Origin of the sequence: Mycobacterium kubicae (assembly GCF_015689175.1) — a bacterium.
In the GTDB taxonomy this organism is placed as follows: Bacteria; Actinomycetota; Actinomycetes; order Mycobacteriales; family Mycobacteriaceae; genus Mycobacterium; species Mycobacterium kubicae.
Map to the genome: position 1 here is coordinate 2,739,173 of NZ_CP065047.1, position 15,945 is coordinate 2,755,117.

The window sequence follows — 15,945 nt, forward strand, 5'->3', positions numbered from 1 at the left end:
AGTGCCTCCGGATTCGCCAGCCGGGGAGACTCGTGCTGCGATTCGCTGTCGCACCCGCAGTCGGCTGTTGCTAGGAAAAGCCATCGTTGGTGACATGCGTCGCGACTATCCGCGGCTGCCAGGTCAGCTTCGCGACGAGCTTATGGCCGCCAAGAGGGCTAGAGTGGGTGATGCGGCCACCAACGGTGAATGTCATAACTCGTTGCGGCGCCTTCTCGAAGGATGTGGTGATGTCCACCGTTGCTCGGCAGGAAAACGGTTAAGCGGCCTGTGCATACGGTCGATTCGGCAATCGTCGCGCTGCTGTCCCAAGCAAATTCGGCGCCCGACCAGAGGGCGCGGTGATGGTCAATCGTTTGGCAGATATGGACGCGGTGGCGATGAACGTCGAGAGCTCCGCGCCGGCACACGTTGTTGCGTGTGTGGTCCTCGAGGCTTCCGATCAACTCAGCCATCCTCGGCTACATGAGCTGTTCAGTTTGTCGCTGCCACGGATGGCGCGGTTCCGATCTCGGGTGGTAGGCAAGCCGCTGGGGTTGGGGCAGCCGGTGTGGGCAGAGGTCCACGACTTCGATCCCTCTCCGCACCTGCGCTGCGCCACAGTTCCGGCCGCGACCGGCCAGCGCGGTTTCACCGACCTGATCGCCGGACTGACAGCCGAGCCATTGGATCGGCGCAAACCGCTTTGGCAGATGTGGTCAATAGATGGCCTAGACGGCGGCCGGTGGGCGTTGGCACTGAAGATGGCGCCTGCGCTAAGTGGTGGCGCGGCCGGATTAACTGCGGTTTGGCGGCATTTTCTGGTGACTAGTCCGAATGACAATCCCCCCAGCTACCCTCGAGCCGAACCCAGTTTGGGTGACCAGCCTTCTGCTCGTGAACTCATCGGTGACACCATGCGTGAGCTCCTCGAGAACCAGGTCACCGGCGCTTGGCTGATCGTCGGCGCTATGCCCGGTTTTGTGCGAGGGGTACTGCGCCGACTGCACGGGCCGGCATTTAAGCTTCCGCGCACGCCGCCATCGATGCGCGGGCCACTGCCGCGCACGCCTTTCAACTTGCCGCTGACTGATCGGCGATCAACCGCGTTTGCGTCGATTCCGTTCGCTCAACTCAAGAAGGTGGCGCGCGCGTTCGGGGGCAGCGTCGATAACGTAGTTCTAGCTGCGTGCACCCTCGCCCTGCGTGCCTGGTTGAAACGTCATGACGCGGTGCCAGACGAACCTCTGTCCCTACAGGTATCACTGTCGGTTCAGGACTCTTGTTTCGCGCGGCGCAGTGACGATTTCGCTTTCGGCAGTCTCCGCTTCCCTGTGCAGCTCGATGATCCGGTTCAAGTACTTACCGACCTCCATACGGCTACCGAAAAGTTGAAAATGGGGCTCAATCGGAAAATATCGACATTGGCTCCGCTTGGCGATTTCTCGTCGATCGTTTCCCTGCTCCCCCCAAGCGCTGTCCACGCCTTCACGCAGCTATCTAACGGGCTGGGACTGTCGTGCCGCGCCGCCCCTGCCTCACATGGCGTTGTCTCGATTCTGCCGGGCGTGCGTATGCCGCTATATTGCGCTGGCGCCAGGGTCACTGCTCTGCATGCCGCAGCGCCGCTGTTGGACCGCGCCGGCTTGAACATCACCTTGATCACTCACGAGTCCGAGGTGGACATCAGCGTATGCGTTTGCCCGGACAACGTACCTTTTGTTGACGAAATTGCCTCTGGCATAGTCGAATCAGTCGCCCTTCTAGTCGCCGCTGCGGAAGAATCACCGCGTGGGGTAAGCCCATCAGTGCTGACCGAAATGACGTCACACACGAAGAAGCGGCGACACGCCTAGCAATAATCAAAGCGAGCGCGATGTCGGCAAACCATCGCGTTCTATGCCTGCTTCCGCTACCGGCGGTAGCGGAATAAGCTGGGTGGGTGACAACCCTCGGAAGTGGCAGCTATCTGCATACATGCCCGCTGTGTGAAGCGATGTGCGGCTTAGATATTCGCGTCGAAAGCGGCCAGGTCGTCAGCATCCGCGGCAATCGTGAAGACGTCTGGAGCCGCGGGCACATCTGCCCGAAGGGCGTGTCATTGGGTGCCCTGCACCACGACCCGGACAGAATTCGCAGTCCGCTGATCAAGGTCGATGGGCGTTGGCAGGAGGTCAGCTGGGATGCGGCATTCCGGCGCTGCACCGAGCTGCTGACCCCGGTGATCCGCAAGTACGGAATCGGGGCGGTCACCGCCTACACCGGCAACCCGTTGGCGCATTCCTTCTCACTGGCCCGCTACTCGGGTGTCCTGCTGGGCATGTCCGGGATGCCCATCACCTACTCTCCGGGAACGGTCGATCAGTGGCCGAAGAATCTGTCTTCGCACCTGATGTACGGCGGCTGGTGGAGCTTTCCGGTACCCGACATCGAACGCACTGACCTACTGGTCATCATGGGCGCCAATCCGGCCGCATCGCAGGGATCGTTGCTGGCCGCCCCGGACGTGATGGGACTGATTGACGGCATTCGCAAGCGCGGCAAGGTGATTGTGATCGACCCGGTCCGCACCGTCACGGCCGCCCATGCCGACGAGTGGCTACCGATCGTGCCGGGGACCGACGCCGCGTTGCTGCTCGCCATCGCACACACCCTTTTCACCGAAAACCTGATCAATCCGGGACCGCATGTGGAGGGCATCGACACGATGCGCGACGTCGCGGGGGACTGGCCACCGAGTCGGGTGAGCGCCGCGACCGGCATCAGCGAAGATCGGATTCGGCAGCTGGCGCGCGAACTCGCCGGCACCGACAAGTCTGTGGTGTATGGCCGAATTGGGCTGTGTAATCAAGAGTTCGGCAGTCTGGCCAGCTGGCTGGTCGACGTCATCAATATCTTGACCGGTCACTTCGACACTCCCGGCGGAGCGATGTTCCCCCGGCCGGCGGCCTGGTCCATCACCACTCAACCCCTGCCGGGGCTAGAAGGGGGCGTCGCCGAATTCGGGCGGTGGCACACCCGGGTGCGCGGGGCCAAGGAAGTACTCGGGCAGGCGCCGGTGTCGTGCATGGCCGAAGAGATCGCCACGCCCGGCGACGGTCAGCTCAAGGCGCTCATCACGGTCGCGGGAAACCCGGTACTTTCCACACCTGGCGGTGACAAGCTTGACGAAGTGCTGCCCATGTTGGATGCGATGATCTCCGTTGACCTTTGGCTCAACGAGACGACACGACACGCCGACGTCATCCTGCCCGGCCTTTCCGCGCTCGAGCAGCCCCATCACGATGACTTGGTGTTGCAGTTCGCCATCCGCAGCTTCGCGAAATACTCCGAGCCGGTATTCGACCCGGGCGACCGGCCGCACGAGTGGGAGATTCTGATCAGGCTCACCGGCCTGTGCACCGGCACGCCGGCCGAGGATGTGGACGTCGCGGCGATCGACGACGGCTTCTTCGACTACCTCGCGTTCACCCGCGGCCTGGATGGCGCCGAGATCCGCAAGCTCTACGACCGGGGCGGCCCGCAACGAATCCTCGACCTCACCCTACGCACCGGGCCGTTCGGCGACCGGTACGGCGAGCACCCCGGTGGACTGACCTTGGACCTGCTCAAGGTCACCCCGAACGGCATTGACTTCGGACCGATGGTGCCGCAACTGCCCGACATCCTCGGCACGCCGGACAAGAAGATCCGGCTCGCTCCGCCCTACCTGCTCGATGACCTGCCGCGACTGGCCGCCCGCGTCGAGCGGCCCGCCGAACCGCTGGTTCTGGTGAACCGCAGACACCTGCGATCAAACAATTCGTGGCTGCACAATGTGCCCGCGCTCATGAAAGGCAAGGAGCGGTGCACGCTGCTGATCCATCCCGACGACGCCGCCCAGCGGGGCATTGCCGACGACGATGTCGTCACGGTCAAGTCTGAAGCCGGCGAGATTTCGGTTCCCGTGGAGGTCACCGACGCAATCAAGCCAGGTGTGGTGTCCATGCCGCACGGCTGGGGCCATGGCAAACCGGGCACCCGCATGGCGGTGGCTAACGGTTCGCCCGGCGTCAATACCAACGTGCTCTCTCCGCCGACGTTGATCGACGAGCCGTCGGGCAACGGTGTGCTGAACGGCATCCCGGTGACGGTCATCTGACCGTCGAGCGATCAGTCCTTACCGCGTGGTGGCGGCTGGACCTCCACACCGGTCGCGTCGTGCTCGGGTCCGGCGGCGGGGTGCTCGGCGGGAACCCGGTCCCGGAAGCGGCTGGCCTCACTCGATTCGTGTGTCCCGGTGGACCTTTCCTCCCCGCGGTACGGGCCGGGCTTGGGCCGCGGCTTTCCGCCGGGGAACGCTAGTCGAAAGATGCTGCGATGCACCGTGTACCACTGCTTGCCGAAACGCCCTGAGTTGTAGGGGAGTTCATAGCGCTCACAGATATCCTTGACCTTCGGCGCTATCTCCGAGTAGCGACTGCTGGGCATGTCGGGATACAGGTGATGCTCTACCTGATAGCCGAGGTTGCCGCTGATGACGTGGAACAGTGGGCTGCCCTCGATGTTGGCGGCGCCGATCAATTGGCGCACATACCAACCACCGCGCGTCTCGTTCTCGACCTCTTCCTGGGTGAAGGTGTAGGTCTGGTCCGGGAAGTGCCCACAGAAGATGATGGCGTGCGCCCACACGTTACGGATGACGTTGGCCAGCGCATCGGCGGCGAGAGTGCGCAGGTAGGTGCTTTCTACCCCAGGTAGGAACCGGTCGAGAAGATTCGCCGTCGCCCCCACCCGGCCAGTGCTGGAGATCCGGCGAAGCCGCCGGCCGATCCGTGACTGCTCCGGTTGTTCGAGCCGGCCGCGCAGGGCCAGTTGCGCCAGCGCGAAGGCGCCCGCGCTGATTACCGGCCAACCGACATAGTCCTTTTGGATCTGCGAACGGGCTTTACGCCGAATTCCTTTGAGGTCCTTACGCACTTCCGACCATGGCTTTTCCCGACGGCGGATTGCCTCGATATCCATGTCGTGTACCGCTACGCCCCACTCGAACAAAACGGTGAGCAGCAGGTTGTACAGCGGCTGCGCCAGGTAGGCCGGTCGCCATTTCTGAGCGGGATCGATGCGCATGATCTCGTAACCGAGATCCTTATCTTGGCCCAAGATGTTGGTGTAGGTGTGATGAATGTAGTTGTGGGAGTGTTTCCAGGCCTCCGCGGTCGAGGCGGTGTCCCAGTCCCACACCGACGAGTGAATGTCGGGATCGTTCATCCAATCCCATTGGCCGTGCATGACGTTGTGGCCGATCTCCATGTTCTCCAAGATCTTGGCCATACCGAGGCACGCGGTACCGAGTACCCACGCGGTCCTGGATCGCGACGCCAAGAGAAGCACTCGACCCACCACCACGATCTGGCGTTGCACCGAAATGACCGTCTTGATGTACTGCCGATCACGATCACCCAGGTCGGCGAATACCTCGTCGTGTATCGCGTCGAACTCTTTGGCGAGCTTTTCCAGCTCTTGTTCGGTTAGCCGGTGCAGTGGCTTTTCTATGGGCTTGTCCAGTGAAGCAGTCACTGTCGCTCCTTTCCATCACAGTTCAAGTTCGACGTCACCTTCTGCGGTGTGGATGCAGATCCGCACGTCCTGTCCGACCGGCTCGATGACGTCACCGGAGCGCAGATCGCGCAGCTTGCCGGACTTCAACGTTCCGACGCAGGTATGGCAGATGCCAATCCGACAGCCATAGGCAAGCTTCAGACCGGCTTGCTCGCCGGCTTCCAAAATCGGTGTGCTGCCGTCACATTCGACCGTTGTTTCGCTTTCCAAGAAATTGATTTCACCGCCCTCACCGGCTTCCCCGTCACCGCCGATCTTGGGCTGGAACCGCTCATAGTGCAGGCAATCCGGATCAGCGTTGGCTTCCCAGTGCTCGATCAGTCCATCGAGCAATTCGCCCGGGCCGGAACAGAATGCTTCACGCTCACGCCAATCCGGACACACTTCATCCAGATCTTGCGGCGACATGCGCCCCCGTTCGGAGGTGAGCCGCAGATCCAGCCGCAGTCGTTCGTGGCGGCGGTCGAGATCTTCCAGAACATCGAGGAACATCACTTGTTCCCGGGTGCGTGCGGAGTGAATGACGACGACGTCACCCAACTCGTTGCGCCGGTCGAGGCTGCGCAGCATGCTCATGATCGGAGTGATGCCACTGCCTGCGCTGATGAACAGCATCTTGGGTGGGAGAGGCTCGGGCAGGGTGAAGACACCTTCGATTTCGCCGAGTCGAACCACCTCGCCGGGCTGAATCTGCTCAACCAGGTACGGCGAAACGGCGCCGCCGTCCACCTTCTTCGGGGTAACGCTGATCAAACCGTCTTCCGGTTCGGGATCTGAGGTCAGCGAATAGGCGCGCCAGTGGTAGCGCCCGTCGATGATGACGCCCAACCGGACATATTGACCCGGTTTGTGACCCGGCCATTCGTATCCCGGCCGGATCAGCACGCTGGCGGCTTCCGAACCCTGTTGCTCGATCCGCTCGACCTTGCCCCGCAACTCTTTGGTGGTCCACAGCGGGTTGATCATCTCGAGGTAGTCGTCGGGCTTGAGGGGGCTGAAGAGTTGCCGCACCGCGCGAAGAAAGAGTCGCCGGCCGCGTGGGACCTGAGGGGTAGCTCCGCGTTCGGCCATAGTCGAATCGTACACAGTCGTATACTGAATACAAATCGGCCGCGCGAATTCCCTTGTTACCAAGCCTAAACGTTGAAAACTTGGCCGCGTTTGAATACTACATGCGTTCACTAATCATGCTTGACACGCGCTACGTGCCGCTCCAGTGTGCGCTCTGCGTGGGTGAGCTGCTTCACCTGACTACCCATTCGTGGCATAGATCACACATAGGTGATTACCTCCCTCGTTTGCCGTCGGACGGCTCGGGTACCCCGGGAGCCCGGGATTAGGAGTAGTCGTCATGGGCAGAGCGCAGAACCGGCGCCGCACGCGGGGCAATGGGGCGATCAATTGTCGAGTGCATCGTCGTCACAGCCCGCAATCGCTGGGCGTGTCCGTGGCCAGTCGATTGCTGATAAAGAACTTCGTGCGGGTGTGGGCCCTGCAGCCCGATGTGCCCTGGCCTTTCGAGTACGTAGATGCGATGGCCGGCTTGCTGCCCCGCCGGTGGTCCGATGTGAAGATTGAACGGGTTGAGCTACAGAACTGCACCGCCGAATGGGTGCGCGCGCCCGGAGTTTCGTCGAACCGCGCGATTCTCTACTTCCACGGTGGCGCGTTTCTCACTTGCGGACTCAACACTCACCGGTCGCTCGTCGTCCGGCTGTCCAAGGCGGCCAACGCTCCCATCCTCACCGTCGGATACCGAAAACTGCCGTCATCACAGATAACCGATGCGATCGACGACGGCCTGACCGGGCTGCGCTGGTTACACGATCGCGGTTACGGTGGCGACCGAATCGTCGTAGCAGGTGACTCTGCCGGGGGATACCTGGCATTCATGACCACGCTGTCTGCCATCAAAAGCCGGTTGGCCACACCCGCGGGAGTGGCAGCGATCTCACCGTTCACCAACCCCGACCCAGCGCCAAAACTCAAGCACCGCAACGCGCGCCGCTGCTCGATGTTCACCAGTGCCGCGTTCACCAGGTTCGCCCGATTCTTGGGTGAGGCGCCGCTGCGAGACAAGCGCGGGATCACTCCGGATACGATTACCGCGCCCGTCGACGCCGACCTGTCGATGATGCCGCCGGTCACCATTCACGCCAGCTCTGACGAATTACTGCTTCCGGATGCCGAATTGATGGCGCAACGCTTGAGCGCCAGCGGGATTCGTTGTGATCTGCACCTGTGGGAAGGACAGATACACGACTTTCCCATCGCGGCCGACATCCTGCCCGAAGGCCGGCGCGCGGTGTACTACATCGGCGAGTTCATTCAGGAAGTGACTGCCGGATCCGGCCAACACGTCGCTGCGGCTGCGGGATGACCGCCTGCGCGGCAACGCATTAAGGCCAGTATCAGTCCCCGTCCGCGTCGAACTGCGTGGGCTCTTCCAATTCCGGATCGATGAGCACCGTCTCTTCTTGTTCTTGCCAGTCAGCAGGATTGGCCTCTAACGGGACGTCGCCGCGCGGCGGGCCAACGTAGTCGTCGTCGGACGACGACGACAGGAACTCCGCCGTAGGCCGCTCCTGCTCGGCGGCATCTGCGATGGGCACGTCGTCGGGAAACACACCGTCGGTCTCGTGCATAGACGGCGGGTTACCCGGTCCCTCGTGATCGAAAACGGGCTTCGCCAGAGGCAGCCAGGACTGGTCGGCGTTACGCTGCCGCCAAGCCGCTCGAAGACGGTTCGGTGTTTGCCGGCTGCACCATCACCCGTCGAACACCACGAACACGCCGCCGCACCAAGCGCCAGCAGCAACTGCACCACTTCAGCCGGCGGAGGCGGCGGGGAATGCCGTGGAGTAATCCGCCGCAGCAACGGCTGGCCGTGCCATCGTCAGGAAATACTTGCCGGTATGCGACGCAGTTTGCGCTGGTGCCGATACAGTTGGACGCGATGACCCAAATAGCCGCCCCTCCTGCGTTGACTGTGCGGTATGACGGAGCCGAGCGCACCTTCGCAGCAGGTCACGACGTAGTCATTGGACGCGACCTGCGGGCTGACGTCCGCGTCGCCCACCCGCTGATCTCGCGAGTCCACCTGCTATTGCGGTTTGACCAGGGCCGATGGGTGGCCATCGACAATGGCAGCCTCAACGGCCTTTATGTGAACAACCGCCGAGTGCCGGTCGTCGACATCCAGGACGGCCAGCGGATCAACATCGGCAATCCCGACGGCCCCGCGCTCGAGTTCGAAGTGGGTCGCCACCAGGGATCTGTCGGTCGCCCGCCGCCAACCACGGCGATGAAAGTGCCGCCGTTGCCCAGCGGTTCGTATCCCACCCAGGGCCCGCCGCAGACCGGCGCGCAGCCTTACGGCCAGCCGCCACAGCACCCGTCGACCGCGCGGATCCCGGCACCGCCAACAGGAGCGCAGCAGGTTCCGCCTTCGGGTCAACAACCGCGGTACCCGTCTGGGCCGCAACCGGTCCGGCCGCAAAGCGGACCACAGTCGGCCCCGCACATCTACCGATCGTCGTCGAACCTGCCTCAGGGTCCTGCGGTATCCCCAGCGCCGCAGGTGGCGCCGCGCAGCAACACCGCGGCCGGAAACGTCGCGACCTCGATGATGAAGATCTTGCGCCCGGGCAAGGCCGGCGATCTGCCGCCGGGCGCGATCAAGATCGGCCGCGCCGACGACAACGACATCGTCATTCCCGAGGTCTTGGCGTCGCGCCATCACGCCACCTTGGTTCCGACGGCGACCGGCACCGAGATCCGGGACAACCGCAGCATCAACGGCACCTTCGTCAACGGCACCCGCGTCGAGTCGGCGCTGTTGCATGACGGCGACGTGGTCACCATCGGCAACATCGACCTCGTCTTCGCCAACGGGGCGTTGTCGCGCCGCGAGGAGAGTCTGCTCGAGACGCGCACCGGCGGCTTGGACGTGCGCGGGGTGACGTGGACCATCGAGGGCAACAAGACGTTGCTGGACAACATCTCGCTGACGGCCCGCCCCGGCATGCTCACCGCCGTGATCGGCCCGTCCGGTGCGGGCAAGTCGACGTTCGCTCGACTCGTCGCCGGATACACGCACCCGACCAGCGGCACGGTCATGTTCGAGGGCCACAACGTGCACTCCGAATATGCCTCGTTGCGCAGCAGGATCGGGATGGTGCCGCAGGACGACGTGGTGCACGGTCAGTTGACCGTGAAGCAGGCGCTGATGTACGCCGCCGAACTGCGGTTGCCGCCGGACACTACGAAGGAAGACCGCGAGCAGGTGGTCGCTCGGGTGCTCGAAGAGCTGGAAATGACCAAGCACCTGGAAACTCGCGTCGACAAACTCTCCGGCGGTCAGCGCAAGCGTGCGTCGGTCGCGCTGGAGCTGCTGACCGGGCCGTCCCTGCTGATCCTGGACGAGCCGACGTCCGGCCTGGACCCGGCGTTGGACCGGCAGGTCATGACGATGTTGCGGCAGTTGGCCGACGCCGGCCGTGTAGTGCTGGTGGTCACCCACTCCCTGACCTATCTCGACGTGTGCGATCAGGTGCTGTTGCTGGCGCCCGGCGGTAAGACAGCGTTCTGCGGCCCGCCCCGGGAAATCGGTCCTGCCATGGGCACGACGAACTGGGCTGACATCTTCAGCTCGGTCGCTGAGGACCCGGACGGGGCCAAGGCTCGGTATCTGGCGCGCACCGGTCCGCCGCCGCCCGTGCCGCCGATGGAGCAGCCGGCCGAGCTGGGCGACCCCTCACATACCAGCCTGTTCCGGCAGTTCTCCACGATCGGCAGGCGTCAGCTGCGACTGATCATCTCCGACCGCGGTTATTTCATCTTCTTGGCGATACTGCCGTTCATCATGGGTGCATTGTCGATGTCGGTGCCCGGCGACGTCGGCTTTAATGCCCCGCCACTGACGAGTGAAGCACCCACCGAGCCGGCGCAGATCCTGGTGCTGCTCAATGTCGGTGCGGTGTTCATGGGAACGGCGCTCACCATCCGCGACCTGATCGGCGAGCGGGCTATATTCCTGCGCGAACAGGCGGTTGGGTTGTCGACGACCGCTTACCTGCTGGCCAAGGTGTGCGTGTACACGATTCTCGCGCTCATTCAATCGGCCATCGTGACCGTGATCGCGCTACTGGGCAAGCCCGGTCCGAAGACCGCGGCCGTCGTCCTGGGCAGCCCAGCGCTGGAGCTGTACGTCGACATCGCCGCAACGACCGTAGCGTCGGCCATGCTCGGATTGGTGCTGTCGTCGGTGGCCAAGTCGAATGAGCAGATCATGCCGCTGCTCGTCGTGGCCGTCATGTCGCAGCTGGTGTTCTCCGGCGGCATGATCCCGGTCACCAACCGTCTGGGGCTCGATCAGATGTCTTGGGCTACCCCGGCGAGGTGGGGTTTCGCGACATCGGCTTCCACCATCGACCTGACGACATTGTGTCCTGTTCCGCAGGTCCCGAAGGACTCGCACTGGAAGCACACGGCCGGCGCCTGGACATTCGACATGGCCATGCTGGTGGTACTGAGCATCTTCTACCTCAGCTTCGTGCGCTGGAAGATTCGCCTCAAGGGCGGCTGATCACCCCAGATCGCCAGGTGGTCAGCGCACCCAGCCGGCATTCTGCGGCCCAGGCCATTGCGGCGGCATGGGCGGCGCGACCGGGGGCTTGGGCCGGAAGAACAACGCGCCGGCGACCGCTCGGTTACGCAGCGCCGCCGCCCGCCAGGTGTTCACCGGATGCGACGCCAACATGTTGGCCAGCCAGACGAAGAAGCCCGTCTCCGAGCCGGCCCGATCGGCCATGCCGTCGAAATCGACGAACCGCAGCAAATACTTGCCGGCGCTCAGCACGCCGATGGCCCGACGCGCGCCTTCCGGACGGAACGCGTAACCGTAGTTGTCGGCGGTGTACTCCATCGACCGCGACAGTGACTGTCCCAGGAACGGAATCTTCATCGCCAGCTGACTGAGCTGCCGCCAGTACGACGCATGGCCGGCGGCGATGTGTCCGACTTCGTGGCCGATGACGAACGCGAGCGCTTCGGGGTCACGGGCCTGACCGCCGATCTCGAACAGGTCGCTGTAAACCACGACATAGCGGCGATAGCCGTGACCGCTGGAAAAGGCGTTGATGAGCCCGTTGCCCAGCACCACATATGCATCCGGCACCTCACTGAGACCGAAGCGCCGGGCCGCCTCGACCACCAGCCAATAGCCCTCCGGAAACTGGGTCGGGGACATCTTGACTCCGTTGGCGCGTTGCTGCCCGTAGGTCAATCCGCGCACCAGAAACAGCACGATCGGGGTGGCCAGGACCGATAGCCACAACAGGCCGGCTTTGCCCGACAACACGACGACAGCGGCTACCAGGTAGAGCACCACGCTGGACATGATGACCAGTACGAGGAGCCCGATCTCCCACGGATGACGCCTGGGCCGCTCCTGGTAGGGGGCGGCTGGGAAGTGCGGATACTGGTGGGTCGGCGAATCCATGATGGCCATAGCTGCTCTCGGACTCCTGAGTTGGACGGGTACGGGCATTCTCGGACGATTCAGGGTGAGCGACCGCGCTTGAAGGATCCTCAACGGATTCTTGGGGCGCCCGCTGGTGGGTGTGGTCACTGCAGACTCGCCGGCGTGGACCCTGCTTATCATCGTTGATTATGGTCGCCGGTGCTCTGGACATTGCCCAGTCACCTGCTTTCACCGCGCAGGAGGCCGCCCACTACCACGCGGCCGGTTGGTGGTCGAATGCGACGCTTTCCGACGCGGTGCGCCACAACGCGCAACGGTCACCCGAGGGCGTCGCCTATGTCGACCATCCCGGAACATCGCTGACGTGGTGTGAATTCGATTGTGCTGCAGACGCTCTCGCTGCGCAGTTGACCGGCATGGGCGTCCGGCACGGGGATCGGGTGGCGGTGTGGCACGGGGACTCGGTCGCCATCCATGTGCTGTTCGTCGCCATCGAGCGCTGCGGTGCGGTGGTCGTCGGCATCGGCGCGCGCGCCGGCGCTCGCGAGGCCGCTCATCTGCTGCGTACCACGCAGCCCAAGCTGATCATCAGCGACCAACAGCGTGGTGAAGCAGCCGCTCAGGCCGCCACAGGCGGCTGTGCGGTGCTGGTGCTGAGGCATGACACCAGTGGCTTGCGCCTGACCGGCCAGGCACCGCCCGGCGCCGTCGGTGCTGGATCCCGACTCGGCCCCGACGACGTATGGTTGATCAACTCCACCTCGGGCACCACCGGCCTGCCCAAGTGCGTCGTGCACACCCAGAATCGGTGGCATTACTTTCACCAGAAGGCCGTCGCCAACGGCGAGTTGACTCCCAACGACACCTTCCTTCCCGTGATACCGATGCCGTTCGGTTTCGGTATCTGGACCAGCCACACCACACCGATCTATCTGGGTGCCACCGCGGTCCTCCTCAACCGGTTCTCGACGAGCGCCGCCTGGGAAGCGATAGCCCAACACCGGGTGACCGTGTTGTGTTGTGTGAGCACGCAACTGACCATGTTGATGGCCGACCCGAACTGCCGCGACTACGACGTGAGCTCGTTGCGAGTGGTCTTCACCGGTGGTGAGGCCCTGCCGTATCGGCCGGCAGCGGAGTTCGAGGAACTCACCGGTGCCAAGATTCTGCAGTTCTACGGCTCTAATGAAACGGGTGTACTCAGCTGCACAACGGTGCACGACTCGCTGCAGCACCGGTTGCGGACCGGTGGCCGAGTCGTGCCGGAAATGTCGGTGCGGCTGTTCGACGGCGAGCTGGACGTCACCGAAGCGGGCCGGGGTCAGCCCGCGTGCCGGGGCCCGGCGACGAGCCTGGGCTACTTGGGCGGCACCGACCACGACAAACTCTTCACCCGGGACGGGTGGATGCGTATGGGAGACATCTGTGAGATCGATGCCGATGGCTACCTGAGCGTGACCGGCCGTACCTCGGATTTCATCCTGCGCGGCGGAAAGAACATCAGCGCAAGTCAAGTCGAGGACGCGGTCATGACCCATCCCGCCGTCGCAATAGCGGCAGCGGTGGCCATGCCGGATCCGGTTTTCGGCGAAAAGGTCTGCGTCTATGCAGAACTCGCCGACTCGCAGGACATCACCTTCGGTGACCTGATCGCGCACCTGCTGGGACTCGGAGTCTCCAAGGAATTGTTGCCCGAGCGACTCATCGTCGTCGCGCAACTGCCTCGATCATCGGGCGGCAAGATCGCCAAAGGTGTACTGCGCGAAGATGTTCGCGCCCGGATCGAGGCCGACAAGGGAGGCTCGAATGAACGTTCCTGAAGCACGACCTGGCGGGCGGGAAGTGTGGGCGCCCGCGGTGCTGCCCCCTATTGGGGTGAAGTTGTCCGACGAGCAGGCGCTGGCGGTGGCCTTCCGCCACCTGGCCGCGATCGGCTTCGCCGAGAACATGGCCGGGCACATCACCTGGCAACTCGACGGGCAGACCGACATGTTGGTCAACCCGTGGGGACTGTGGTGGTCGGAATTGACCGCATCCGATATCTGCGCGGTAGACGCCGATGCCCGGGTGGTGCGCGGCCGGTGGGATGTCACCCCGGCCATCCATATCCATACCGAACTACACCGCGCCCGCGACGACGCCCGGGTGGTCATCCACAACCACCCCTATTACGTGTGCGTGCTCGCCGCGTTGGGCAGGTTGCCCGAACTGGTCCACCAGACCGGATCGCTGTTCCTCGACGATCTGTGCCTGGTCGACACCTACGGCGGCGAAATCGATAGCGCCTCGGGCGCAGCCGATCTGGCAGCGCATATCGGAAAAGCCAACTTGACGATCCTGGCCAACCACGGCGTCATCGCAACCGGTCGCAACCTGGCCGAGGCGGTCTACCGTGCGGCATCCATCGAACGGGTATGCAAGCTCGCCTACGACATCCTCCTGACGGGCAAAGAACCGCTGCAGATGAAATGGGCAGACATGGCGGGCATGCAACGGTCATTGATTGAGCGCGCCGCCGACGTCTATTGGGCGGGAGCGGCGCGGATGACGATCAAAGCCGACGCCGATGTTCTGCGCTGACTACCCGATGGGAGATTTCCGCAGATGAAATCGATCGATGAGCTGGCTGCCAACCTGAACTTCACCACCGCGAAGACCGGCGCCGATCGTTCTGTCACGTTTCTTCCGGACCCACCTCGAGCCGAACGGCGCTACACGGTGATCTCGGTGGACGACCACATCGTCGAGCCGCCGGATACCTTCACCGGTCGCCTGCCACGCAAGTTCGCCGACCGCGCGCCCAAAGTGGTGGACACCGCCGACGGGGGCCAAACCTGGGTGTATGACGGTCGTTTCCTGCCCAATGTCGGGTTCAACGCGGTGGTTGGGCGACCGGTTGCCGAGTATGGTTTCGAGCCGGTGCGTTTCGATGAAATGCGCAGGGGAGCGTGGGACATCCATGAACGGGTCAAAGACATGGACCTCAACGGTGTCTACGCGTCATTGAACTTCCCGTCGTTTCTGCCGGGCTTCGCCGGCCAGCGGCTACAACAGGTCACCACGGATCGCGATCTGGCGCTGGCCTCGGTGCGGGCCTGGAACGACTGGCATCTGGAGGTCTGGGCCGGTTCATACCCGCACCGAATCATCCCGTGCCAGTTGCCCTGGTTGCTCGACCCTGCGCTGGGCGCCCAGATGATCTATGACAACGCCGAACGCGGCTTCCACGCCGTCACTTTCAGCGAGAACCCGGCAATGCTGGGTCTGCCGAGCATTCACTCCGGCCATTGGGACCCGATGATGGCGGCCTGCGCTGAGACCGGCACGGTCGTCAACCTCCACATCGGCTCATCCGGGTCGTCCCCGTCGACCACCGAAGATGCGCCGCCGGATGTTCCCGGGGTGCTGTTCTTCGCCTATGCCATCTCCGCAGCAGTCGATTGGCTGTACTCCGGTCTGCCCAGCCGATTTCCCGACTTGAAGATATGTCTGTCCGAAGGGGGAATTGGCTGGGTCGCGGGCCTGCTGGACCGTCTGGACCACATGCTGAGCTATCACGAGATGTATGGCACCTGGCGAGCTTTGAACGAAACACTTACTCCCGCCGAGGTTTTCCAGCGTAATTTCTGGTTCTGCGCGGTCGAGGACAAGTCGTCGTTCATCCAGTACGAGCGGATCGGCGTGGACAACATCATGCTGGAAGCCGACTACCCGCATTGCGACTCGACCTGGCCCCGCACCCAGCAGGCGATCCATGAAGAAATTGGCGAACTTCCGCAAGACGTGATCCGCAAAATCAGTTGGGAGAACGCCGCCCGCTTGTATCGCCACCCGGTGCCGGAGGAAGTCCAGCGCGATCCCAACGCCTTCTGAGGACGCCC

At 63.4% G+C, this 15,945-nt stretch carries 11 protein-coding genes; 7 read left to right on the plus strand and 4 right to left on the minus strand.

Annotated elements, in window-relative coordinates; genetic code table 11:
* Window positions 1–344 precede the first annotated feature (344 nt).
* Together I2456_RS12790 and I2456_RS12795 are read left to right on the plus strand one after the other, a co-directional pair.
* The gene (locus I2456_RS12790; protein WP_139823154.1) at window positions 345–1,835 is read left to right on the plus strand and encodes a wax ester/triacylglycerol synthase domain-containing protein; all 1,491 of its coding nucleotides are present in this window, start codon (window positions 345–347) and stop codon (window positions 1,833–1,835) included.
* 140 nt (window positions 1,836–1,975) lie between these two features.
* Entirely contained in the window at window positions 1,976–4,120 is a 2,145-nt protein-coding gene (locus I2456_RS12795; protein ID WP_241007984.1) for a molybdopterin-dependent oxidoreductase, read from the plus strand.
* An 11-nt stretch (window positions 4,121–4,131) separates the two neighbouring features.
* On the opposite strand, the gene I2456_RS12800 is transcribed toward I2456_RS12795, so the two are convergent.
* Window positions 4,132–5,538, minus strand: a complete 1,407-nt coding sequence (locus tag I2456_RS12800; protein ID WP_068027267.1) for a fatty acid desaturase family protein — start codon at window positions 5,536–5,538, stop codon at window positions 4,132–4,134.
* A gap of 15 nt (window positions 5,539–5,553) precedes the next feature.
* Window positions 5,554–6,651: a ferredoxin reductase gene (locus I2456_RS12805; protein WP_085074164.1), complete on the minus strand. Its 1,098-nt coding sequence runs from the start codon at window positions 6,649–6,651 to the stop codon at window positions 5,554–5,556.
* A 280-nt stretch (window positions 6,652–6,931) separates the two neighbouring features.
* Here I2456_RS12805 and I2456_RS12810 point away from each other — a divergent pair, with 280 nt between their 5' ends.
* Complete coding sequence (locus I2456_RS12810) at window positions 6,932–7,960, plus strand: alpha/beta hydrolase (RefSeq protein WP_085074163.1); 1,029 nt, start codon at window positions 6,932–6,934, stop codon at window positions 7,958–7,960.
* A gap of 31 nt (window positions 7,961–7,991) precedes the next feature.
* On the opposite strand, the gene I2456_RS12815 is transcribed toward I2456_RS12810, so the two are convergent.
* Entirely contained in the window at window positions 7,992–8,225 is a 234-nt protein-coding gene (locus I2456_RS12815) for a hypothetical protein (protein ID WP_068027276.1), read from the minus strand.
* Between the two features lie 311 nt (window positions 8,226–8,536).
* Between I2456_RS12815 and I2456_RS12820 the strand changes: the two genes are divergently transcribed.
* On the plus strand, window positions 8,537–11,167 hold the full coding sequence (locus I2456_RS12820; RefSeq protein WP_068027498.1) for an FHA domain-containing protein: 2,631 nt from the start codon (window positions 8,537–8,539) through the stop codon (window positions 11,165–11,167).
* A 21-nt stretch (window positions 11,168–11,188) separates the two neighbouring features.
* Here the strand turns inward: I2456_RS12820 and I2456_RS12825 are convergent, their stop codons facing one another.
* The gene (locus I2456_RS12825; RefSeq protein WP_068158979.1) at window positions 11,189–12,091 is read right to left on the minus strand and encodes a M48 family metallopeptidase; all 903 of its coding nucleotides are present in this window, start codon (window positions 12,089–12,091) and stop codon (window positions 11,189–11,191) included.
* Window positions 12,092–12,252: 161 nt separating this feature from the next.
* Between I2456_RS12825 and I2456_RS12830 the strand changes: the two genes are divergently transcribed.
* Genes I2456_RS12830 through I2456_RS12840 form a run of 3 tightly spaced genes read left to right on the plus strand, consistent with a single transcriptional unit; the run spans window position 12,253 to window position 15,937 of the window.
* The gene (locus tag I2456_RS12830) at window positions 12,253–13,884 is read left to right on the plus strand and encodes a class I adenylate-forming enzyme family protein (protein WP_085074162.1); all 1,632 of its coding nucleotides are present in this window, start codon (window positions 12,253–12,255) and stop codon (window positions 13,882–13,884) included.
* Window positions 13,871–14,644, plus strand: a complete 774-nt coding sequence (locus I2456_RS12835) for a class II aldolase/adducin family protein (RefSeq protein WP_085074161.1) — start codon at window positions 13,871–13,873, stop codon at window positions 14,642–14,644. Before I2456_RS12830 ends, I2456_RS12835 begins: the two co-directional genes overlap by 14 nt.
* Window positions 14,645–14,668: 24 nt before the next feature.
* Window positions 14,669–15,937, plus strand: a complete 1,269-nt coding sequence (locus I2456_RS12840) for an amidohydrolase family protein (RefSeq protein ID WP_085074160.1) — start codon at window positions 14,669–14,671, stop codon at window positions 15,935–15,937.
* Window positions 15,938–15,945 lie beyond the last annotated feature (8 nt).

Bases quoted from the DNA above. Each gene is read 5' to 3' on its own strand.
- I2456_RS12815 (WP_068027276.1), bottom strand. From the start codon at position 8,225: ATGCACGAGACCGACGGTGTGTTTCCCGACGACGTGCCCATCGCAGAT.
- I2456_RS12790 (WP_139823154.1), top strand. From the start codon at position 345: ATGGTCAATCGTTTGGCAGATATGGACGCGGTGGCGATGAACGTCGAG.
- I2456_RS12805 (WP_085074164.1), bottom strand. From the start codon at position 6,651: ATGGCCGAACGCGGAGCTACCCCTCAGGTCCCACGCGGCCGGCGACTC.
- I2456_RS12835 (WP_085074161.1), top strand. From the start codon at position 13,871: ATGAACGTTCCTGAAGCACGACCTGGCGGGCGGGAAGTGTGGGCGCCC.
- I2456_RS12830 (WP_085074162.1), top strand. From the start codon at position 12,253: ATGGTCGCCGGTGCTCTGGACATTGCCCAGTCACCTGCTTTCACCGCG.
- I2456_RS12810 (WP_085074163.1), top strand. From the start codon at position 6,932: ATGGGCAGAGCGCAGAACCGGCGCCGCACGCGGGGCAATGGGGCGATC.
- I2456_RS12795 (WP_241007984.1), top strand. From the start codon at position 1,976: ATGTGCGGCTTAGATATTCGCGTCGAAAGCGGCCAGGTCGTCAGCATC.
- I2456_RS12840 (WP_085074160.1), top strand. From the start codon at position 14,669: ATGAAATCGATCGATGAGCTGGCTGCCAACCTGAACTTCACCACCGCG.
- I2456_RS12820 (WP_068027498.1), top strand. From the start codon at position 8,537: ATGACCCAAATAGCCGCCCCTCCTGCGTTGACTGTGCGGTATGACGGA.
- I2456_RS12825 (WP_068158979.1), bottom strand. From the start codon at position 12,091: ATGGCCATCATGGATTCGCCGACCCACCAGTATCCGCACTTCCCAGCC.